The 20,342-nt window shown below is 67.8% G+C and carries 20 protein-coding genes and 1 tRNA gene; 12 read left to right on the forward strand and 9 right to left on the reverse strand.

The genetic code is table 11. From position 1 onward, the window contains the following. Positions 1-65: 65 nt before the first annotated feature. Positions 66-314: a helix-turn-helix domain-containing protein gene (locus tag OG300_RS09500; RefSeq protein ID WP_405494257.1), complete on the forward strand. Its 249-nt coding sequence runs from the start codon at positions 66-68 to the stop codon at positions 312-314. Between the two features lie 114 nt (positions 315-428). On the opposite strand, the gene OG300_RS09505 is transcribed toward OG300_RS09500, so the two are convergent. The 4 genes from OG300_RS09505 to OG300_RS09520 all read right to left on the reverse strand — a co-directional run bounded on the left by OG300_RS09505 (position 429) and on the right by OG300_RS09520 (position 3,100). Further along, positions 429-1,391: a hypothetical protein gene (locus tag OG300_RS09505; RefSeq protein ID WP_405494259.1), complete on the reverse strand. Its 963-nt coding sequence runs from the start codon at positions 1,389-1,391 to the stop codon at positions 429-431. A gap of 10 nt (positions 1,392-1,401) precedes the next feature. Then, positions 1,402-1,860, reverse strand: a complete 459-nt coding sequence (locus tag OG300_RS09510; RefSeq protein ID WP_405494261.1) for a hypothetical protein — start codon at positions 1,858-1,860, stop codon at positions 1,402-1,404. Between the two features lie 192 nt (positions 1,861-2,052). Continuing rightward, entirely contained in the window at positions 2,053-2,469 is a 417-nt protein-coding gene (locus OG300_RS09515) for an acyl-CoA thioesterase (protein WP_405494262.1), read from the reverse strand. Between the two features lie 133 nt (positions 2,470-2,602). Further along, positions 2,603-3,100 (reverse strand): cupin domain-containing protein, encoded by a 498-nt coding sequence (locus OG300_RS09520; RefSeq protein WP_405494264.1) that lies wholly within the window; start codon positions 3,098-3,100, stop codon positions 2,603-2,605. 70 nt (positions 3,101-3,170) lie between these two features. Between OG300_RS09520 and OG300_RS09525 the strand changes: the two genes are divergently transcribed. From OG300_RS09525 to OG300_RS09550, 6 genes are all read left to right on the forward strand, one after another. Next, positions 3,171-3,677 carry a MarR family winged helix-turn-helix transcriptional regulator gene (locus OG300_RS09525; RefSeq protein WP_405494266.1) on the forward strand — a complete coding sequence of 169 codons (507 nt, stop codon included), beginning with the start codon at positions 3,171-3,173 and terminating at the stop codon, positions 3,675-3,677. A gap of 84 nt (positions 3,678-3,761) precedes the next feature. Beyond that, positions 3,762-5,009 (forward strand): acyl-CoA dehydrogenase family protein, encoded by a 1,248-nt coding sequence (locus OG300_RS09530; RefSeq protein ID WP_405494268.1) that lies wholly within the window; start codon positions 3,762-3,764, stop codon positions 5,007-5,009. After that, positions 5,006-6,433 (forward strand): LLM class flavin-dependent oxidoreductase, encoded by a 1,428-nt coding sequence (locus OG300_RS09535; protein ID WP_405494270.1) that lies wholly within the window; start codon positions 5,006-5,008, stop codon positions 6,431-6,433. Before OG300_RS09530 ends, OG300_RS09535 begins: the two co-directional genes overlap by 4 nt. A gap of 29 nt (positions 6,434-6,462) precedes the next feature. After that, the gene (locus tag OG300_RS09540) at positions 6,463-7,839 is read left to right on the forward strand and encodes a styrene monooxygenase/indole monooxygenase family protein (protein ID WP_405494272.1); all 1,377 of its coding nucleotides are present in this window, start codon (positions 6,463-6,465) and stop codon (positions 7,837-7,839) included. 16 nt (positions 7,840-7,855) lie between these two features. After that, positions 7,856-8,971, forward strand: a complete 1,116-nt coding sequence (gene sfnG, locus OG300_RS09545; RefSeq protein WP_405494274.1) for a dimethylsulfone monooxygenase SfnG — start codon at positions 7,856-7,858, stop codon at positions 8,969-8,971. Next, entirely contained in the window at positions 8,968-10,176 is a 1,209-nt protein-coding gene (locus tag OG300_RS09550; RefSeq protein ID WP_405494276.1) for an SfnB family sulfur acquisition oxidoreductase, read from the forward strand. The genes sfnG and OG300_RS09550 overlap by 4 nt, the downstream gene beginning before the upstream one ends. A gap of 14 nt (positions 10,177-10,190) precedes the next feature. Here OG300_RS09550 and OG300_RS09555 read toward each other — a convergent pair whose 3' ends face one another. Next, the gene (locus OG300_RS09555; RefSeq protein WP_405494278.1) at positions 10,191-10,802 is read right to left on the reverse strand and encodes a DUF6636 domain-containing protein; all 612 of its coding nucleotides are present in this window, start codon (positions 10,800-10,802) and stop codon (positions 10,191-10,193) included. A gap of 549 nt (positions 10,803-11,351) precedes the next feature. Here OG300_RS09555 and OG300_RS09560 point away from each other — a divergent pair. Together OG300_RS09560 and OG300_RS09565 are read left to right on the forward strand one after the other, a co-directional pair. Next, the gene (locus OG300_RS09560; protein ID WP_405494280.1) at positions 11,352-11,831 is read left to right on the forward strand and encodes an SRPBCC family protein; all 480 of its coding nucleotides are present in this window, start codon (positions 11,352-11,354) and stop codon (positions 11,829-11,831) included. Beyond that, complete coding sequence (locus tag OG300_RS09565) at positions 11,828-12,940, forward strand: alkane 1-monooxygenase (RefSeq protein WP_405494282.1); 1,113 nt, start codon at positions 11,828-11,830, stop codon at positions 12,938-12,940. The genes OG300_RS09560 and OG300_RS09565 overlap by 4 nt, the downstream gene beginning before the upstream one ends. A gap of 28 nt (positions 12,941-12,968) precedes the next feature. On the opposite strand, the gene OG300_RS09570 is transcribed toward OG300_RS09565, so the two are convergent. After that, positions 12,969-13,041: transfer RNA gene (locus OG300_RS09570), tRNA-Thr, on the reverse strand. A 67-nt stretch (positions 13,042-13,108) separates the two neighbouring features. Beyond that, a complete protein-coding gene (locus OG300_RS09575; RefSeq protein ID WP_405494284.1) occupies positions 13,109-13,492 on the reverse strand; it encodes a hypothetical protein in 384 nt (127 codons plus the stop codon). A gap of 118 nt (positions 13,493-13,610) precedes the next feature. Here OG300_RS09575 and OG300_RS09580 point away from each other — a divergent pair, with 118 nt between their 5' ends. Continuing rightward, positions 13,611-14,207 carry a DUF4291 domain-containing protein gene (locus tag OG300_RS09580; protein WP_405494286.1) on the forward strand — a complete coding sequence of 199 codons (597 nt, stop codon included), beginning with the start codon at positions 13,611-13,613 and terminating at the stop codon, positions 14,205-14,207. A gap of 7 nt (positions 14,208-14,214) precedes the next feature. On the opposite strand, the gene OG300_RS09585 is transcribed toward OG300_RS09580, so the two are convergent. Both OG300_RS09585 and OG300_RS09590 read right to left on the reverse strand, forming a co-directional pair. Then, positions 14,215-14,781, reverse strand: a complete 567-nt coding sequence (locus OG300_RS09585; protein ID WP_405494288.1) for a TetR/AcrR family transcriptional regulator — start codon at positions 14,779-14,781, stop codon at positions 14,215-14,217. Between the two features lie 210 nt (positions 14,782-14,991). After that, positions 14,992-17,784, reverse strand: a complete 2,793-nt coding sequence (locus tag OG300_RS09590) for an aconitate hydratase (RefSeq protein ID WP_405494290.1) — start codon at positions 17,782-17,784, stop codon at positions 14,992-14,994. A gap of 203 nt (positions 17,785-17,987) precedes the next feature. Between OG300_RS09590 and OG300_RS09595 the strand changes: the two genes are divergently transcribed. Continuing rightward, a complete protein-coding gene (locus OG300_RS09595) occupies positions 17,988-18,527 on the forward strand; it encodes a DUF6676 family protein (protein ID WP_405494292.1) in 540 nt (179 codons plus the stop codon). Between the two features lie 219 nt (positions 18,528-18,746). Beyond that, a complete protein-coding gene (locus OG300_RS09600; protein WP_405494294.1) occupies positions 18,747-20,183 on the forward strand; it encodes an NlpC/P60 family protein in 1,437 nt (478 codons plus the stop codon). Positions 20,184-20,342 lie beyond the last annotated feature (159 nt).

Consider the following 20,342-nt stretch of genomic DNA (forward strand, 5'->3'; position numbering starts at 1 on the left):
TTGATCACAGGCATCCGAGTCTCTAACCTGGAATGAGGCGCCCGCGGCGACTCGGAGGATCAGCCATGAGTGACAGGCCCACACAGGGTAAAGCCGTATTGGGTAAAGGCACGCGCGTCACCGGGAAATCCCGAGATCGCTTGCAATCCCAGCTCAAGAAGCAGTACGAGGCCGGAGCCAGTATCAGGTCCCTCGCCCGGGAAACCGGGCGCTCGTACGGCTTCATTCACAACGTGCTGGTGGAGTCGCATGTGCAACTCCGCAGCCGTGGCGGCGCCAACCGGCGCAAGGCGACGGCCAAGGCCGGCAAGTAACCGGACGCGAGATCGCGGATTCGGGCGGTGAAAGCCGCTCGAGTTTCCGCGATTTCGGGTGACACCTGCGATTTTCTTCCCGGCCCGGGATCGGCCACGGCTCCAAGCGAGCGCTCAGCCGAGCGTGACGGTCCCGTCGCCGAGCACCAGCAGATTGGCCAGACTCTCGAAAATCGGTAGCCCCGTTTTGATTTCGAGGTAGGCGAACTGGCCCTGCGGGTTCACTTCGAGGAAGTAGAACTCGCCGTCGAGGCCGACGCGCAGGTCCAGCACGCCGAAAGCCAGTCCCAGCGCGCCCATCAGCGTGGTCAGCGACTTGCTCACCGACGCGGGCAGGCGGTCCGCGGTGAAGGCCACCGAGGTGTCCAGGCGCGAATCCACCCGTCCCACACCGGCTTGCGAGTCGATCCGCACCACCCACTCGATCCCGTCCACCCAGACGATGCGCAAATCGCACTCGGCCTGGATGTAGTCCTGGAAGATGGTGGGGGAGTTGCGGATGGTGGGCAGCCGCAAACGGTCGGCCGCCGTCACCAAGCGAGTCTCGGTGAACGCGGCGCGTCCGGTTCCGACGCGCTTGTAAACGACCGGCCCGGGCCGGGATTCGATGAATCCGCGCGCCTCGTCCGGATCGTTGGTCACCAGGGTGTCCGGGATCGCGAATCCGGCCCGGTAGGCGGTCTCGAGCTGGACGATCTTGCGGCTCGCGGTGCGGTCGGCGCCGGGATCGTTGACCCACAGCGCGGGCACCGACCACAGCAGACCCTGTAGGAATCCGTCACATTCGGCCTGCCGGTAGGCGTCGTCCTCGGTGCTGGTGCTGCCCGGGACGGGGCAGGGGTGCGGCCGCCGCCACCAGACCGAGGTGACGTCGTCGACCCCGAACAGATGCGACAGCGAGCGGTAGGTGCCGTCGGCGCCGAGCCGGAAAGTGCCGTTCTCGCGCGGAAAGTCGCGCATGTCGAGTCGAATCGGGGTGTGGCCGTGGTACTTCCGCAGCGTGGCGGCCAGCGCATCGCCGTGGAGGTCGTCGGCTTCGGTGACGACGAGCACCGATCCCGTGGCGCGGGCGGCCATATCCGGCTCGTCAGTCCAGGCTGTCGCAGGCGATGCCGTCGTCGCTGCCGTGCAGCGATCGGGTCTGACAGCAGGTCATGGTGGCGCCGCCGACGCCGGGCGCGGCGGTGAGTTCCAGTCCGCGCGCCCAGGATTCGGTGAGGCGGCGCAGTTCGTCGTCACCGCGGGCGGGGCTCTGGTCCGGGGCGAGGGTCAGCGGGCGGTCGGTGAGCTCGACCCGGCGGCGCTGCGTGAAATCGGCGGTGACGCCGCCGCGCACCCGCACCAGTACCGGCTTGCCCTCGCTGCTCGCCGGGGCCGCCGCGTCCCAGTGCGCGATATCGAGAATATCGGCGCGATGGAAGGTCCAGGTGCCGTCGGCGACTCGCACGCTGATACTTAGCTCGGTGGCTGCGACAAGATAGCCGGATAGCGGTGGCGAGGTGCTCGCGAGGGTGGCGGATCCGGTTCGGTGCAGGGCGCCGGTCATGCTGAACTCCGATCTGCTCGGGATTTGCTGCGGGGCCGAGCGTGATCTGAATCATATCCCGCGACGCCACGAAATCGGTCCGCATCGGCAGATTTCAGCTGCCCCGGCAAACTCCGCCGGGTTCCCGGAAACCGCTCCCGCCGAAAGATTTTCGCCGACACCCCGGATCGAATTCCGTACCGTGGCGTCCGTTCAGAGGCCGAGCACGTCGGGGCGATCCGCAATGGCCCGCAGCGCCGCACCGGGATCCGCAACCAGTTTGCGTGCTTTCAGATCCAAAATGCCGGAGACCACGTCGATCTTGGCCGAGACGGTGCCGTCGAGCTTGGTGATCTGCTGGCGCATGGTGAACACCTTGCCGCTGATGAACTCGAATTCGCAGCTCACGCTGACCTCGTCGCCGAGATGCAGCTCGCGCAGATACTTGATGGTGGTCTCCAGGACCACCGGCCCGATCCCCGCGGCCACCAGCTTCTCCCCGGGCAGTCCGCTCTCGCGCAGCAGCTCCCAGCGGGCGTGTTCCGCGTACTGCAGGTAGACCGCCTGGTTGAGGTGCCCGTTGATGTCGAGCTCGTAGCCGCGGACGGTGATGGGGACAGAGAAAGCCATTCAACTACCAACCCGGTTCCCGCGTACGAACATTCCGTATTTTCAGTGGTCTACGGCACAGCGGCGGCGATTGCCGGGCTATCGGTGGACCCCCGCTGTCGCGGGGGCATTGCCGGACTGATCGGACACCGGTTCAGGCGCGGTTGGCATTGCGCTCGGCCCACCACCGCGGGGCGTCGATGAAGTGGTTGTCGTAATCCTGCTGTGCGGCCTCGAATTCGGTGGGTGTCACCTCGCCGGTGGCCAGGCGCTCGAGGAAGCGGAAGTAGGAGTGCCGTTCCACGCCCGGCGTCAGGGCGATGAGGATGCGCGCGGTGCTCTCCGGTGCGGCGCCGAAGGCGTGCGGCATGTGCTTGGGCACCACCAGTGCCCCGCCCGCGCCGACGGTGACGAACTTGTCGTCGACCATCACCTGTAGTTCGCCGTCGGCGACGTAGAAAAGCTCGTCGGAGAGCGTGTGGAAGTGCGGGGTGGCGCCGTCCGCTCCACGGCCCAGGGTGACCTCGACGGTGCTGGAGGAACCGCCCGCGTCGTTCGAGTCGATCAGCAGGCGCACCGAGGTGGGCCCGCCGCCGCGGATCTCGGCGTCCTGGGGCTGGCGGATGGCGGCGGCACGGTCGGTGGTGTTCATTGCAAGCTCCGTACTATTCGGTAGTAGATAATTCGCTACCGAACTATATGGCATCGAATAGAATGTGTCCATGGCTGAGGACGAACGCGACGCGATCGATGTGATCCAGGAGCAGTGGCTGCGCGAGCGGCCCGACCTGAACGGCGAGGCCATGGCCGTCATCGGCCGCCTTGGGCGCCTCTACGCGCTCGCGGGCGAGCAGGTCGAATCCGTCTTCGCCGCACACGGATTGCAGCGCGGGGAGTTCGATGTGCTTGCGGCACTGCGCCGTTCCGGCACGCCCCACGAGCTCAACCCCTCGGTGCTCGCCGACACGCTGATGCTGTCGCGTGCGGGTATGACCGGTCGCCTGGACCGGCTCGAACAGGCCGGACTGGTGCGGCGGATCGCCGACGCGAACGACCGCCGCGCGGTGCGGGTGGCCCTCACCGACGGTGGGCTGAAACTGATCGATGTCGTGGTCACCGAGCACTTCGCCAACGAGACCCGCATGCTGTCGGTGCTGTCGGATCAGGATCTCGAGCATCTGGACCGCATCGCCCGCATCCTGCTCGCCGACCTGGAACGCCACGCCTGACTCGTCGCTGAGCGATGGCTGAACCTTTCAATCCCGGTGCGCCTAACCGGTGCCCGCCCGCGATCGCCGGGCGATCGTGTGACGATGACATCCACCGAGGCGACAACCCCCGCAGACTCCGACCTGGATGCGACATTCGGGCCGATCTTCGAACGCATCGCGCGCGGCGCGGTCGAACGTGAAGTCGATCGCCGGCTTCCGTACGAGGAGGTCGGTTGGCTGCGGGCGGCGGGCTTCGGCGCGCTGCGGGTGCCGGTCGAATTCGGCGGTCGTGGCGCGAGCGTGCGGCAGGTCTTCCGGCTGCTGATCGACCTGGCCGCCGCGGAATCCAATCTGCCGCAGGCGCTTCGGGTGCACTGGGCGTTCGTCGAAGATCAACTGCTGGCCGCGCCCGGACCGGAACGCGAACGCTGGTTGCGCGCGGTGGCGGCGGGGACGCTGGTCGGCAATGCGATCACCGAACCCGGTGTCGGCGCGGTGGATCGGTACCGGACCCGGCTCACAGCCAGCGATGAGGGGTGGCTGCTCAACGGGACCAAGTACTACAGCACCGGATCCTTGTACGCCGACCACATTCTGACCGCGGCGGACAAGGACGGGGAACGAGTGGGTGTGCTGGTCGCCGCCGACGCACTAGGGGTGCGCCAGCACGACGACTGGGACGGGTTCGGGCAGCGCCTGACCGCCAGCGGCACCACCGAATTCACCGATGTGGCCGTGCGGGACGAGGACATCCTCGGGCCCGGGTACGGTGCGCCCGGGCCCACCTATTCGACGGCCTACCTGCAACTGGTGCAGCTCGCGGTGCTTGCGGGGATCGCCGAGCGGGCCGAATCCGATGCCCGGGAGTGGGTGTCGGCGCGCACTCGGGGCTATACGCATTCGGTCGCGGACCTGCCGCGCGAAGATCCCCTCGTGCAGCAGGTGATCGGGCGGCTGTCGAGTGCCGCGTTCGCCGCGCGGGCGACCGTGCTGGCCGTGGCCGAACAGCTCGACGGAGTGCTCGATCGCGGTGCTGCCGACGAAAACGACCTGGTGGCAATCGAACTCGCGGCGGCGCAGGCCCAGCTGGCGGTGATCGATCTGGTGCTGCCCGCCACCACCCTGCTGTTCGAACTGGGTGGAGCCTCGATCGTCTCGGAAAGCCTGCGGCTGGACCGGCATTGGCGCAACGCCCGCACCATCTCGGTGCACAATCCGGCCATCCAGAAGGCGCGGGCCATCGGCGACCACCTGCTCAACGGCGCGGAGTTGCCGTTCGCGTGGAGTGCGGGCGAGCGCGGTGGTGCTACGGCGGCGACTGCCGACACGACCACGGAGGCGGCCCGATGACGCGGCGAATCCGGTTCAACGCCTTCGACATGAACTGTGTCGCGCACCAGTCGCCGGGACTGTGGCGGCATCCGGCCGACCAGCCGCACCGGTACAAGGAGCTGAGCTACTGGACCGAGCTCGCGAAACTGTTGGAGCAGGGGCGATTCGACGGCATCTTCATCGCCGACGTGCTCGGCACCTACGACGTCTACGGCGGCGACGATGTCGCGGCGCTGCGCCAAGGCGCGCAGATCCCGGTGGCCGACCCGCTGCTGCTGGTCTCGGCGATGGCCGCGGTCACCGAGCACCTCGGCTTCGGCATCACCACCGGCACCGGCTTCGAGCATCCGTATCCGTTCGCGCGCCGGCTCTCCACCCTCGACCACCTCACCGGCGGGCGCATCGGCTGGAATGTCGTCACCGGGTATCTGCCTTCGGCGGCAAGGAATTTCGGCGAGGACGACCAGCTCGACCACGACGATCGCTACGACCGCGCCGACGAATACCTCGAAGTCCTCTACAAGCTGTGGGAGGGTTCCTGGGAGGACGACGCGGTGGTGCGCGACGCCGCCAACGGCGTCTACGTGGATCCGGCGAAGGTGCACCACATCGGGCATCGCGGCACGCACTACACGGTGCCGGGCATCCACCTGTCGGAGCCGTCGCCGCAGCGCGCGCCCACCATCTATCAGGCCGGTGCGTCACCGCGCGGAGTGCGCTTCGCCGCCGAGAACGCCGAAGCCATCTTCATCGCCGGACCCTCGAAACGGATTCTGGCGCAGACCGTCTCGCGCATCCGCGACGCACTCGAGGCCGCCGGGCGTGATCGGCACTCGGCCCGCATCTACGCGCTGGCCACCATCATCACCGACAGCACCGACGAGGCGGCCGCGCGCAAACACGAGGAATACCTCTCCTACGCCAGCATCGAGGGCGGGCTGGTGTTCATGTCCGGCTGGATGGGCATCGACCTGTCCGCCTACGACCTCGACGATCCCATCGGCAATGTGCAGAGCAACGCCATCCAGTCCGCCGTGGCCGCTTTCCAGGAATTCGACGACGACGGGCGCGAATGGACCGTCCGCGATATCGGCCGCTGGGCCGGAATCGGCGGTATGGGACCGGTATTCACCGGATCCGGCGCCACCGTCGCCGACCTGCTGCAGGACTGGGCCTCCGACACCGACCTCGACGGCTTCAACCTCGCCTACGCCATCACGCCGGGCAGCTTCGAAGACATTGTGCGGCATGTGATTCCGGAGCTGACCGCGCGCGGCGCGTACGCCACCGACTACGCCCCCGGCACGCTGCGCGGCAAACTCCTCGACCGCGGCGACCGCCTGCCGCCCGAACATCGCGGCGCCCGTTACCGGCTGGGCGGCCCCGACTCCACCGCACTGCCCGACGCCGTCTCCCGCCCCGGATCCGCCGTCACCCGCTGACCGCTCGAACAGAACAGGAAGGCTCCACCATGACATCGCAGCAATCCTCCACCCGTTCGGCGGCCGTCATCGGCGCCGGACAGACCGGCGTGACCGCGGCCCTGGGCCTGCTCGACGCCGGATTCGACGTCAGCCTCTACAGCGACCGCGAGCAGCGGGCACTGCGCGACGACGTCCCCGCCACCGGCACCGCACTGGAATTCGGCGAGACCCAGCAGGCCGAATCGGCACTGGGACTGGACACCTACACCGGACGCGCGCCCCGGCACACCGGTCTCAGCGTGCGCATCGCGGGACCCGAGCGCGAGGAACTCATCCAATTCGACGGGCATTTCCAGGGATTCGCGGGCGTCGCGGTCGACACCCGGCTGAAGGCCGACGAACGCCTGACCCAGTTCCAGGAGCGGGGTGGACGATTCGTCGTCGCGCAGATCACGCCGGAGACCCTCGACCACATCGCCGCGGCCAACGACCTCACCCTGGTGGCGACCGGCAAGGCCGGACTGTCCGACCTGTTCCCGGTCGACGCCGAACGCAGCGTCTACAGCAGCCCACAGCGTTCGCTGCTCACCGTCACGGTGACCGGACTGCCGCACGACGACAGCGTTTTCGCGCACCGCAGCCGCGCGGGCGGCGGGCACAGCGGCTTCTCCATCTTCGCCGACCAGGGCGAGGGCTGGTGGGGGCCGTACCTGCACAAGGACGCCGGTCCGAGCTGGGCGTTCCTGGGCTGGGCGCGCCCGGGCAGCGAATGGGAGAGTCGTTTCGCCGCAGCCGATTCGGCGGCCTCCGCGCACCGGATCGTGCAGCAGCTCTACCGGGATTTCATCGACTGGGATCTGCCGGAGGTGCTCGCCACCCGGGTGATCGAGGAGGATCCGCACTCCTGGCTCAAGGGTGCGGTGCGGCCAGTGGTGCGAAAGGGTGTCGGGCACACCGCGAGTTGGCACGCGGTCGCCGCGCTCGGTGACACCGCCGCCGCCTACGACCCGATCGCCGGGCAGGGCGCGCAGGCCGGGCTGATCCAGGCGCAGCGCCTGGTCGCGGCCGCCGCCGTGCACGACGGCGCGTTCGACGCGGCCTGGATCGAGGCCCGCTACGCGGAGTTCCTGGCCGCCCGCGGTGACGCCGCGAACAAGGTCACCCGATTGTTCCTCGGCGACCCGGAATTCGCGGAGATCGGCAACCTGTTCTTCGCCGCGGCCGCGGTCGACGACCGAATCGCTTCGGCGCTGGTCGCGCTGCTGCACCAGCCGCAGCCGCTGCTGGGCATCGGTTCCGTCGAGCAGGCGCAGGCGCTGATCGCCCAGATCACCGGTACGGATGCCGAATCCGTGCTCGCCCGCTTCACTCCGGCCGGGCGCTTCGAACGCTCCGCCTACGCCGCCGCCCTCGCGCGCGCCTGACCCGATCGGAGCCGTCATGAGTACCGAACAGATCGCCGACCAGATCCGATTCGCCTACTGGGTGCCCAATGTCAGCGGGGGACTGGTCACCAGCGACATCGAACAGCGCACCGGCTGGGACTTCGAATACAACCGCAAACTCGCGCAGACCGCCGAGCGCAGCGGCTTCGACTACGCGCTCTCCCAGGTCCGCTACACCGCCTCCTACGGTGCGGAATTCCAGCACGAGTCGACCTCATTCAGCCTGGCGCTGCTGGGCGCGACCGAGCGGCTCAAGGTGATCGCGGCCGTGCACCCGGGACTGTGGCATCCGGCCGTGCTGGCCAAGTTCGGGGCCACCGCCGATCATCTGTCCAACGGGCGCTTCGCCATCAATGTCGTATCCGGTTGGTTCGCGGGCGAATTCCAGGCCCTCGGCGAGCCGTGGCTCGAGCACGACGAACGCTACCGGCGCAGCGGCGAATTCCTCGAGGTGATCCGCAAGATCTGGACCGAGGACGCCGTCAACTACGGCGGCGACTTCTACCGTATCCGCGACTTCACCCTGAAGCCGAAACCGCTCAACACCCCGGAGCGGCCCAATCCCGAACTGTTCCAAGGCGGCAACTCGACCGCGGCCATCCGCAACGGTGGCCGCCACGCCGACTGGTACTTCTCCAACGGCAAGGACTTCGACGGAGTCACCGCGCAGCTCGACGAACTGCGCGGCGTCGCGCAGGCGCATCAGCGGTCGGTGAAGTTCGGGCTCAACGGGTTCATCATCGCTCGCGACAGTGAGAAGGAAGCCCGCGATACCCTGCGCGAGATCATCGAGAAGGCCAACAAGCCTGCGGTGGAAGGCTTCCGCGGCGCGGTGCAGCAGGCCGGAGCCTCGACCGGCGACCGCAAGGGCATGTGGGCCGACTCGACCTTCGAGGATCTCGTGCAGTACAACGATGGTTTTCGCACCCAGCTGATCGGCACGCCCGAACAGGTCGCCGAACGCATCGTCGCCTACAAGGAGCTCGGCGTCGATCTGATCCTCGGTGGATTCCTGCACTTCCAGGAGGAGGTCGAATACTTCGGCGAGAAGGTGCTGCCGCTGGTGCGGGAACTGGAGGCGGCGCGCGCACCGGCCGCGGCGAACCGATGACCGCGGTGGCGGCCGACCGCATCGAATCGGCCGAACAGGCGTATTCGATTGCGGCGCAACTGGCCGCGGAGTTCGCGGTGGAGGCCGCCGAACGGGATCGAGACCGGCGGCTGCCACACACGGAGATCGACCGGCTCGCGGCCAGCGGGCTCCTGGCCGTCACCGTCCCGGCGGAATACGGCGGCGCGGATCTGCCCGCGAGCGCCGTCGCGGAGGTGGTGCGCCGCTTGGCGACCGCCGACCCCAATATCGCCCAGATCCCGCACAGCCACTTCGTCTATCTGAATCTGCTGCGGCTCGCGGGCTCCGCGGAACAGCGCGCGCACTACTTCGGGCAGGTGCTCGACGGCGCGCGAATCGCCAACGCACAATCCGAACGCGGGGGAGCGACCGTCGCCGAGATCGCCACCACGGTGCGGCCGGAAGGTACGCGCTTCCGTGTCGATGGGGCCAAGTTCTACTGCACGGGTTCACTTTTCGCGGATCTGCTGGCCGTGCTGACCCGCCTCGACGACCCCGACCAGGTCAGCGGGCTGCCCGCCGGTGAGTACATCGCGTACCTCCCGGCGGACACCCCCGGCGTCCGCGTCGTGGACGACTGGCAGGGCATCGGGCAGCGCACCACGGGCAGCGGGACCGTCACCTTCGACGGCGTGCTCGTCGACCGCGAGCAGCTCATCGCCCGCTCGGCCGCCGTGCACCGACCCACTGCCTACGGCGCGTACGCGCAACTGCTGCACGCCGCCATCGACGCCGGTATCGCGCGTGGAGCACTCACGGCGGCAACGGCTTTCGTGCGTACCACCGCCCGGCCCTGGTTCGAGGCCGGGGTCACCCGCGCGGTCGACGACCCGCTGGTCATCCAGCGATTCGGTGAGCTGTCGGTGGCGGTCACCGCCGCCGAGGCCACGCTCGCCGCCGCCGGGCTCGCCGTCGACGCCGCGATCGACGCGACCGTCCCGGTGGCCGAGGCGTCGCTGGCGGTCGCGGCGGCAAAGGTGCTCGCCGACCGGGCGGCCAACGAGGTATCGGCGGCACTGTTCGAGGTCGGCGGAACCCGTAGCGCCGCAGCCGATCTCAACCTGCACCACTTCTGGCGCAATGCCCGCACCCACACCCTGCACGACCCGATCCGCTGGAAGTACCAGCACCTCGGTCGAGCACTGCTGCACGACAACCCTCCGCCGCTGCACGGCGTGATCTGAACGGGCGCAACGGATCAGAACAACGACTGCTTGTCCGCTGCGATGAGGAAACCGTGCCCGGCCGCATCGCAGCGGACCCCGTCCTGCGACGAGGTGCAGGCCACCCCGCGCACGGTGATGGTCTGCCCGTAGGCGAGCACCTTCCCGCCGCCCTTGCCGCTCTGGCCATTCGGCGGCGCGCCGACATAGAAGCCCTGGCTCACGCACCGGAACGATGCGGTGCCGCCGTTGATCTCGGCGGCCACCGCCCGGTTCGCGGCGGTGCCGCAGCCGGGCAGCGAGGCGGGCACCACGCTGGCGTGCTCGAGCTGGCACCCGGTTCCCAGGCTGTCGGCATTGATGAATCCGCACATGATGTTTCCGGTCGGCGACTGGAAGTAGAAGGCGTCGCCCTGCTGATAGTCGCGGGCGTCGACGGCGGTGGTCGCGGCCGTCGTGGTCGTCGGCACGCCTTTGCCGGGCGCGGTGGCGGGAGCCGAACCCTGGCCCGCGCCGCCACTATTGCCCGCCGCTCCGGTGGTGACCGGACCGCTCGGCGTGCTCGCTCCGTTCGTGGTCGAGCTGCTGCACCCGGTGACACCGCCGATCGCCGCGACGAGCGCGATCGTCAGAACCCATGCCTTCATGCGTCAACCCCTCGATTCGATTCCACCCCGACGTTCCGAGGACCATCTCCGGGGTTCCGAGGTCCGTTACTGGTTACCTTCTCGCTAATCGAGTTTCGATCCGAAAGCGTGCTTGATGAGCAAGTGTGATCTGACTCACTGTACGGAGCAAACATGGTCGTGCTGAGCTCTCTCGCGTGGATTTCGCTGGATCGGCTGGAACTGCACTGATGCCGCGTCGGGGTGACTTGCGCTCGGGTCAAACGCATTTGGTGTTCGCATTCAAGTTCGGCATGACGTGAGGTCTGGTTCGAACCGGTCCTTGTCAACATGGGGTCTGGTTTGCTGGAATGTTTCCGTATGGAAGATTGACAGGCGCGTTGCGGTGTCGGACAGCGTTCTTCGGCCGTTGGAGGTCGTGATCGATGGATGCTGAAAGGTTGCTGTCACGTCTGTTCGGATCGTCGGGGGTCTGGACGCCGTATCGTCTCGCCCTGCGCGGCCCCCGACTCTAGGGGGCGGTCATCGGGCCGGGGAAGGTGCGGATGCGCCCCGATGATGGAGGTACCGGTGTCCCGGATATTCCAAGTTCAGTCCCGCACCACGATCGCCGCGCCACCGGAGCAGGTTTTCGACACGGTTGTCAGGCCAGCGGAATGGCCTGGGCTGCACCCGATCTCACATATCGTCGAAGTACCGGACGGGGAGCTGAAGGTCGGCACGAGCTTCATCGAGACCGCCGAACTCGGCGGGCAGCTGACCCACATCGTGTGGCGGGTCGACTCGCTGCGCCGCCCGGAGAACTGGATGATCAGCGGGCGCATCGCATTCGGGCCGCAGTTCGGCGACCTGTCCGCGGTGCTCACCGTGGTTTTCAGTGTCACCGAGCTCGACCCCGGCCACAGCCGCCTGCAACGGTCCATGCTGACCGCCGTGAGCAGTGTCGCACCGCTGCCGGACTGGTTCCTCGGAGCCTTCGGCGCCGAGGCGCTGCACGACCGGTACCTCGTCGAGGTCAAGGCTCGCGCGGAGTCGGCGCAGCCGCGATGAGTGCCGCCGATCCCAAACGCGGCCTCTGGGCGCTGGGCCTGATCGCGCCGGGCTGCGCGCTGCTGCCCTCACAGCTGGTGCTGCGCACCGGATTCGAGGTGTTCTGGTGGATCGGGCCGATCATCGTGCTGATCGTGATCCCGGTGCTGGACTGGGTGGTGGGGGAGGACGGCAGCAATCCCCGCGACGAAGACTACGAAATGCTGTCCGGCGACCGCTATTACCGGTGGTGCACCTACCTGTTCCTGCCGATCCAGCTGATCGGGCTGGTGATCGCCGCGGCCATGTGGGCCGGGGACGACCTCGACATGATCGACAAGCTGGGATTGGCCGCCACCCTCGGCTTCGTCGGCGGAATCGGGATCAATGCCGCGCACGAACTCGGCCACCGGGCCGAACGGCTGGAACGCTGGCTGTCGAAAGCGGCTCTGGCGCAATCGGGTTACGGGCACTTCTATGTCGAGCACAATCGCGGCCACCACGTGCGCGCCGCGACTCCCGAGGATCCGGCCAGCGCGCGACTGGGTGAATCGCTGTGGCGGTTTCTACCGCGCAGCGTCATCGGCGGCTTCGTCTCGGCCGTCGAGCTGGAGCTGGAACGGCTGCGGCGCAAGGGTCTGCGCTGGTGGAGCGTCCACAACAACCTGCTTCAGGCCTGGTCGATGACCTTGATTCTGTTCGGCGCGCTGACCCTGGCGTTCGGCCCCGCCATGCTGCCGTACCTGCTGCTACAGGCGCTCATCGGCATCGGCCTGCTCGAAACCGTGAACTACATCGAACATTACGGTCTGCTGCGTCGCGTGCGCCCCGACGGCCGCTGGGCCCGCTGCTCCCCGGCCGAAAGCTGGAACAGCGACCGCCTCGTCACCAATGTCTTCCTGTTCCACCTGCAACGCCACTCCGACCACCACGCCAACCCGGGCCGCCGCTATCAGACCCTGCGCTCCTCGGATGCGGCCCCGCAACTGCCCGCGGGCTACGCCACCATGATCCTTTGGGCGGCAGTTCCGCCGCTGTGGCGGCGCGTCATGGATCCCCGCGTCCTGCACCACTATTCGGGCGACATCACCCGTGCCAACCTCATGCCCGGCACCCGCCGTGCCGCCTGAGGAATTCGAGCTCTCACGGATGGAGCGGGCCGCGGGGCGGGAATCGAACCCGCGACATCCCACACGAGGCATGGACATTCTACCTGCTGAACTACCCGCGACCCGAACGCGAGCCTACGATGCGATCGCCTTGTCCGCGAACCGAATTGACAGTGATACAGCTCGCACCTAGCTGCCGGTGGCGTTCATCGCGAGGGCGAATCCGGCGAAGAGACTGCCCACCACGATCGCGGTCGCGATGACCGGCCAGTACCACATGAGCCAGCCCTTGACGGTGGAGACGATCAGCATCACCAGCGCGCCCACGAGGGCGACGGCGGTACCGCCCCAGGACACCGCGAACGCCAAGCCGATGTAGTCGCTGTTGCAGGTCTGGTCGTTGCACGAGTCGGCGGCGAAGGCGAAGAAGATGGTGGCGTAGGCGGCGCACAGGCCGATCAGGCAGGCGAATCCGAAGAGAGTCCAGCCGAGGACCACGTCCCAGGTGCGCGCGGTGCGACGGGCGGGCACCTGGTAGGGGCTGTACGGGACGGGAGCGGCGGGGAATGTCATGACAGGCATACTTCCGGCCGAGTGCGGACTACCAGGACCGCAATACTACTCAGTCCGCTTAGGCAATCGCCGGGAAATCCACTGGTGGACCGCCCAGTCCGCCCCTACTGTTCGCCAGGTGACAGCGCAGTACGAGATCAGGGCCGACTACGACCGTGACACCGTCGTGGTCTATCAGGCGTTCGGCACTCAGATCGCGGACGCGGCGGTCACGGCGCAGCGGTTCGTGCCGCCGTTCTCGGTGCAGCGCATGACCTGGATCAAGCCCTCGTTCCGGTGGCTGATGCAGCGCAGCGGGTGGGGGCGGAAGTCCGGGCAGGAGCGGATTCTCGCGGTGCGGATCACGCGCGCGGGCTGGGAGGAGGCGCTGGCACAGGCGGTGCTGACCAGTCCGGAGCGCAGGGTGTTCGCGAGCGGTGAGCAGTGGCGCGCGGAGTTCCGGCAGGCCGTCGTACACGTGCAGTGGGATCCCGAATATTCGATGCGCGGTGCGAAACTCGACCATCGCAGCATCCAGGTCGGCCTGTCCCGGCACGTGATCGAACGGTATGTCGAGGACTGGACGGTGGAGATCCGCGATCTCACCGCGCTGACGCACAAGATGCAGGCACACCTGCGCGACGGGCGGGTGGATCGCGCGGCGGATCTGCTGCCGCGGGAGCGGCCCTATCCGCTCACCGATGAGCTGGCGAAAAGGATTGGGGCCGTTCGCTGATCAACGATCACTGTTTGCGGCGGACCGAGGCCTCCACCAGGTCGAGGACGGCCTCGAGGTTGTCGTTGGCGTGGCCGGAGGCGATGCGGGCGATGAGGCCGTCCAGCACCAGATCCAGGTAGCCGAGCAGCACCTCGGTGGGGACGTCGTCGCGTAGCGCGCCCGCGGCCTTGCGGCGTTCCAGGCGGGCCACGGTGGCGGCGGTCAGTTCTACCGAGCGTTCTTCCCAGTTGGCGCGGAATTCGGGATCGTTGCGCAGGCGGCGGGCGATCTCCAGGCGGGTGCCCAGCCAGTCGAAATCCTCTGGGCGGGCGAGCATATCGCGCATCACCTGGATCAGACCCTGGGTGGCCGCGACCTCGGCCATCCGACCGGCGTCCTCCTGGGCCAGCGCCAGGAACAGGGCGTCCTTGTCACGGAAGTGGTGGAAGATCGCGCCGCGCGACAGGCCGGTGGCTTCCTCCAGGCGACGCACGGTGGCGCCCTCGTAGCCGAACTCGGCGAAGCAGCTGCGCGCCCCGTCGAGGATCTGGCTGCGCCGGGCGGCGAGGTGGTCGTCACTGACCTTGGGCACTGGCATCCTCCGAAACGTGTTGTGCGGGTTCTCCATAACGATCTTGCGACCAAAACGGAGAACCCGCACGAGCGACGAGCGAAGCGACCCGGGAACGGGCCGCGTGGCGGGCGCCGATCGAGATCGGCGCCCGGCCACCACACCCGGCTTCGAAACAGCCCTCCGAAGACCGGGCGGGGTCATCCCCGCTGGTGCGGGGACGGACCGCTTTTAGCCGCGAATCATGTTGCGCAGCACGAACTGCAGGATGCCGCCGTTGCGGTAGTAATCGGCTTCACCGGGGGTGTCGATGCGCACGACCGCGTCGAACACGACCTTCTCGCCGTTCACCTTGGTGGCGGTCACCTTCATGGTCTTCGGAGTCACACCCTCGTTCAGCTTGGTGATGCCCTCGATGTCGAAGGTCTCCGTGCCGTCGAGCTGCAGCGACGCGGCCGACTCGCCGACCGGGAACTGCAGCGGGACAACGCCCATGCCGATCAGGTTCGAGCGGTGGATGCGCTCGAAGGATTCGGTGATGACGGCCTTGACGCCCAGCAGGCTGGTGCCCTTGGCGGCCCAGTCACGCGAGGAACCCGAGCCGTACTCCTTGCCGCCCAGCACGACCAGCGGGATGCCCGCGGCCTGGTAGTTCTGCGAGGCGTCGTAGATGAACGCCTGCGGGCCGCCGTCCTGAGTGAAGTCACGGGTGTAACCGCCCGAGACGTCGTCGAGCAGCTGGTTGCGCAGCCGGATGTTGGCGAAGGTGCCGCGGATCATCACCTCGTGGTTGCCACGACGCGAACCCAGCGAGTTGTAGTCCTTGCGCTCCACGCCGTGCGAGTCCAGGTACTGCGCGGCCGGGGTGCCCGGCTTGATCGGACCGGCCGGGGAGATGTGGTCGGTGGTGACCGAATCGCCCAGCAGCGCAAGCACGCGCGCGCCCTTGATGTCCTCGACCGGTGTCGGGTCCATCGACATGCCGTCGAAGTAGGGAGCCTTGCGGACGTAGGTCGAGTTCTCGTCCCACGCGAAGGTGTCGCCCTCGGGGGTGTTGAGGCCCTTCCAGCGCTCGTCACCGTCGAACACGGTGGCGTAGGAACTGGTGAACATGTCCCGGCTGATCGCCGACTTGATGGTGTCGTCGATCTCCTGCGGGGACGGCCAGATGTCCTTGAGGAAGACGTCCTTGCCGTCGGTGTCCTGACCCAGGGCGTCGACCTCGAAGTCGAAGTCCATGGTGCCCGCGAGCGCGTACGCGATGACCAGCGGCGGGGAGGCCAGGTAGTTCATCTTCACGTCGGGGGAGATGCGACCCTCGAAGTTGCGGTTGCCCGAGAGTACCGCGGTGACCGAGAGGTCGTTGTCGTTGATCGCGGCCGAGATCTGCTCCGGCAGCGGACCGGTGTTGCCGATGCAGGTGGTGCAGCCGAAGCCGCCCACGTAGAAGCCCAGCTTCTCGAGGTACGGCCACAGGCCGGCCTTCTCGTAGTAGTCGGCGACGACCTGCGAGCCGGGGGCCATGTTGGTCTTCACCCACGGCTTGGACGCGAGGCCCTTCTCGACGGCGTTGCGGGCCAGCAGGGCCGCGCCGATCATGACCGACGGGTTGGAGGTGTTGGTGCAGGAGGTGATGCCCGCGACCACGACCGCGCCGTGATCGAGCACGAAGTCACCGCGCTCGGCGTCGGAGACCTTGACCGGCTTCGACGGACGACCGGCATTGCCGTTGGCGGCGTTGGGAACCCGGGGGTTGTCGTTGGCGGTGCCCGACGCGACCGGATCGCTGGCCGGGAAGGACTCCTCGATCGCCTCGTCCAGCGAGGTGTGCGGGACCGGGTCGTTGGTGTAGGTGCGGATGTCCTTGCGGAACGCGTTCTTGCTGTCCGACAGCAGGATTCGGTCCTGCGGGCGCTTCGGGCCGGCGATGGACGGCACCACGGTGCCGAGGTCCAGCTCCAGGTACTCCGAGTACGCGGGCTCCTTGGCGGCGTCGTGCCACAGGCCCTGCTCCTTGGCGTACGCCTCGACGAGCGCGAGCTGCTCGTCGCTGCGGCCGGTGAGGCGCAGGTAGTTGATGGTCTCCTCATCGATCGGGAAGATCGCTGCGGTGGAACCGAATTCGGGGCTCATGTTGCCCAGGGTGGCGCGGTTGGCGAGGGGAACCTCGGCCACACCGGCGCCGTAGAACTCGACGAACTTGCCGACCACGCCGTGCTTGCGCAGCATGTCGGTGACGGTGAGGACCACGTCGGTGGCGGTGACGCCGGGGACGATCTCACCGGTCAGCTTGAAGCCGACGACGCGCGGGATCAGCATGGAGACCGGCTGGCCCAGCATGGCCGCCTCGGCCTCGATGCCGCCGACGCCCCAGCCCAGCACGCCCAGGCCGTTGACCATGGTGGTGTGCGAGTCGGTGCCGACGCAGGTGTCGGGGTAGGCCTGGCCGTTGCGGACCATGACGGTGGGGGCCAGGTACTCGATGTTGACCTGGTGCACGATGCCGACGCCCGGCGGGACGACCTTGAAGTCGTCGAACGCGCCCTGACCCCAGCGCAGGAACTGGTAGCGCTCGCCGTTGCGCTGGTACTCCAGGTCGACGTTGCGCTCGAGGGCGTCGGCGGTGCCGAACACGTCGAGGATGACCGAGTGGTCGATGACCATGTCGGCGGGGGAGAGCGGGTTGACCTTGCTCGGGTCGCCACCGAGCGCGGTGACGGCCTCACGCATGGTGGCCAGGTCGACGATGCAGGGCACGCCGGTGAAGTCCTGCATGATCACGCGGGCCGGGGTGAACTGGATCTCGGTGTCGGGCTGGGCGTTGGGGTCCCAGCTCGCGATCGCGCGGATGTGGTCGGCGGTGATGTTCGCGCCGTCCTCGGTGCGAAGCAGGTTCTCCGCGAGGACCTTCAGGGCGTAGGGCAGCTTCTCGGTGCCGGGCACGGCCGCGAGGCGGAAGATCTCGTAGGAGTTCTTACCGACCTCGAGGGTGCCTTTGGCGCCGAAGGTATCGATACTCGTCACGTTCAGCTCCACTCGTCTGTGAATGGGAGGGCCGCCGGCGGGGCTGTGCCGGTGGCTCGTCGAGGCGCGGGCCCCGTCCGTTTTCCGACTTTAACAGTACGCTTGTCCTGTGAGCACATCGGGGCGGGGTAGCGGGGCCGTCATAGGGCGGTTCGGCGTGGCGCGGTGAGGTGATGTGACAAGCCGTCCCGTAATCTGCCTTCGTGACCGTCTCGCGTACCTCGGTTTTCACGCCAATGAAGGCGGAACTACCGCCCAACACCGACCTGAACGCCATCATCGCCGATCTCGTCGATGATCATGTCAGCGCCCCCGTGGGACGCGACCAGGACGGACTCGCCGCGATCGCGGCCACCGCACGCGAGCACGGCATCAACCTGGACATCATTGTGGTGCAGGGCAATCCGGGCATCGAGGCGAACCTGCGCGATCTGGCGACCGAGGTCGGCAAGATCGAGGGCGGGACCGTGGTGGTCTTCAGCGACGACTGGCTCGGCACCTACAGCGACCAGTTCACCCGCGGGCACCTGGAGTGGGCCGAGGATCGGGCCAAGTATCACGGGCCCGAACAGACCACTGGGTCCGCGCAGGTTTTCGTCGATCGGCTCGAGCAGCCCGAGACGGTGTCGTGGACGGTGCTGACGCTGGTGATGCTGGCCCTGCTGATCGCCTCGATCGGCGGTCTGTACGTGGTCAAGTCGCGGCGGGCCGACCGTAGCGACTCGCACACGCCCGTCGCCTAGTTCCGACGGCCGAACGTCTTCGGCCGCACCCTTCGACACACGGACGCGCCGGAGTTTTCTCCAGCGTGTCCGGTTTTCTTTCGGCGGCCATATCACCTCTCATCTGCAAATTCTTGGCAATCAACGAATTACACCTCTGTCATTGTGGCGTGGCTGATCTTCGCGGTCCTTGACGTGTCGTACGGTTTCGCGATGGCACGGTTGGGGATGGTGTGCCGGATGGGACTCCAGGGAGGTGCGATGCGACGGCCAGCGAACCTACGGGTGCGGTTGGTTCGGGTCGCTACAGAGTTGCTAGTAGCGCCCATAGTGCTCGCTGTAGGGATAGCCACGGGGCATGCTGTGCCCCCGCCGCCACCCAATCCGAGCGACAGTGACATCAACGGCGCCGGCGCGCAGGTCGACGCCGGAGTCGGGGAGGTGGGCGCGCTCATCAACCAGGTCGCGGCCGCCGAACAGCAGCTGCAGCAGCTCGACGACGCCGTCGCGGCCCGCCGCGAAGCCGTCAACAAGGCCCTGGTCGACCTCCAGATGGCCCGCGACGCCGCCGACACCGCGGCGCGCGCGGTCACCCAGTGTCAGCAGGACCTCACCGACGCGGGCGCGAAAGTCGATACCGCACACCGGTCTTTCGACCGCTACGTGGCACAGGTCTACATGCGGCCCGGCTCGACCTCGCTGATCAACTACATGGCCGCGCCGACGCCCGAGATCGCGCTCAACCGCGCCCAGGTGCTCACCATCGCCTCGCAGAATCAGAAGCAGGTCGTCGACGGTCTGCGGCACGCCCAGATCGATCGCGCCAACAAGACCTCCGCGGCCAAGTCCGCGCAGCAGGCCGCCGATGCCGCCGCCGCGGCCGCCGACGCGAAGAAGACCGACGCGCAGAACGCGGTCGCCGCCGCCCAGGCCGAATTCAACCAGCAGGCTACTTCCCGCAACACGCTTGTCTCCCAGCGTGATTCGGCGCAGCAGCGACTGGACGCGGCCCGTGTCACGGTGGCGGGCCTGCAGAGCCAGCGCGACACCTACCTGGCCTGGGATCAGCAGCGCAAGACCGAGGAGGCCGCCGCCCATGCCGCCGCGGTCGCCGCCGCCGCCCGGGTGGCCGCCGACCGCGCCTCCAGCGACCGTGCCGCCGAGGTCGGTGAGGGCCATCGCCCGCACACCGTCATCGACAATTCCCCCGCCCCACGCCGTTCCAGCCAACCGGCCCGCCCCAGCGGTTCCGCCTCCAGCCTCGTGGAAACCGTCGTCGACCGCGCCATGGCCCAACTCGGCGTCGAATACGCCTGGGGCGGAGGCGACGAGGACGGCGCCACCCTCGGCATCCGCGACGGCGGCACCGCCGACCGCTACGGCGACTACCAGAAAACCGGCTTCGACTGCTCAGGCCTGATGATCTACGCCTTCGCCGGCATCGGCGTCTCCCTGCCCCACTACAGCGGCTACCAATACACCATGGGCACAAGGGTTCCGGTCGCCGAGCGAGCCCGAGGCGACATGCTCTTCTGGGGCCCCGGCGGCAGCGAACACGTCGCCCTCTATATCGGCAACGGCAAAATGGTCGAAGCCCCCCAGTCCGGCGACGTCGTCCGAGTCTCCTCGGTCCGAGAAGACGGCATCATGCCCTACGCCGTCCGCATCATCTCCTGACCGGATCGTCGTCTTGTAGGTTCTCATCTCGCTTGTCGCGTCTCCACCTGAGCGCTCTGCAAGTGCAAGAAGAGCCTTATCTGCCAATGTGATTGGGACGACGCGCAGCTGATCAACGCCGCCCCCTGCGACATTCATGCCGATGACCCCGTGTTCGGT

Source organism: Nocardia sp. NBC_00511 (assembly GCF_045161165.1).
In the GTDB taxonomy this organism is placed as follows: Bacteria; Actinomycetota; Actinomycetes; order Mycobacteriales; family Mycobacteriaceae; genus Nocardia.

Bases quoted from the DNA above. Each gene is read 5' to 3' on its own strand.
- OG300_RS09520 (WP_405494264.1), bottom strand. From the start codon at position 3,100: ATGAACACCACCGACCGTGCCGCCGCCATCCGCCAGCCCCAGGACGCC.
- OG300_RS09540 (WP_405494272.1), top strand. From the start codon at position 6,463: ATGACATCGCAGCAATCCTCCACCCGTTCGGCGGCCGTCATCGGCGCC.
- OG300_RS09565 (WP_405494282.1), top strand. From the start codon at position 11,828: ATGAGTGCCGCCGATCCCAAACGCGGCCTCTGGGCGCTGGGCCTGATC.
- OG300_RS09555 (WP_405494278.1), bottom strand. From the start codon at position 10,802: ATGAAGGCATGGGTTCTGACGATCGCGCTCGTCGCGGCGATCGGCGGT.
- OG300_RS09525 (WP_405494266.1), top strand. From the start codon at position 3,171: ATGGCTGAGGACGAACGCGACGCGATCGATGTGATCCAGGAGCAGTGG.
- OG300_RS09550 (WP_405494276.1), top strand. From the start codon at position 8,968: ATGACCGCGGTGGCGGCCGACCGCATCGAATCGGCCGAACAGGCGTAT.
- OG300_RS09535 (WP_405494270.1), top strand. From the start codon at position 5,006: ATGACGCGGCGAATCCGGTTCAACGCCTTCGACATGAACTGTGTCGCG.
- sfnG (WP_405494274.1), top strand. From the start codon at position 7,856: ATGAGTACCGAACAGATCGCCGACCAGATCCGATTCGCCTACTGGGTG.
- OG300_RS09515 (WP_405494262.1), bottom strand. From the start codon at position 2,469: ATGGCTTTCTCTGTCCCCATCACCGTCCGCGGCTACGAGCTCGACATC.
- OG300_RS09500 (WP_405494257.1), top strand. From the start codon at position 66: ATGAGTGACAGGCCCACACAGGGTAAAGCCGTATTGGGTAAAGGCACG.
- OG300_RS09505 (WP_405494259.1), bottom strand. From the start codon at position 1,391: ATGGCCGCCCGCGCCACGGGATCGGTGCTCGTCGTCACCGAAGCCGAC.
- OG300_RS09510 (WP_405494261.1), bottom strand. From the start codon at position 1,860: ATGACCGGCGCCCTGCACCGAACCGGATCCGCCACCCTCGCGAGCACC.
- OG300_RS09575 (WP_405494284.1), bottom strand. From the start codon at position 13,492: ATGACATTCCCCGCCGCTCCCGTCCCGTACAGCCCCTACCAGGTGCCC.
- OG300_RS09600 (WP_405494294.1), top strand. From the start codon at position 18,747: ATGGGACTCCAGGGAGGTGCGATGCGACGGCCAGCGAACCTACGGGTG.
- OG300_RS09530 (WP_405494268.1), top strand. From the start codon at position 3,762: ATGACATCCACCGAGGCGACAACCCCCGCAGACTCCGACCTGGATGCG.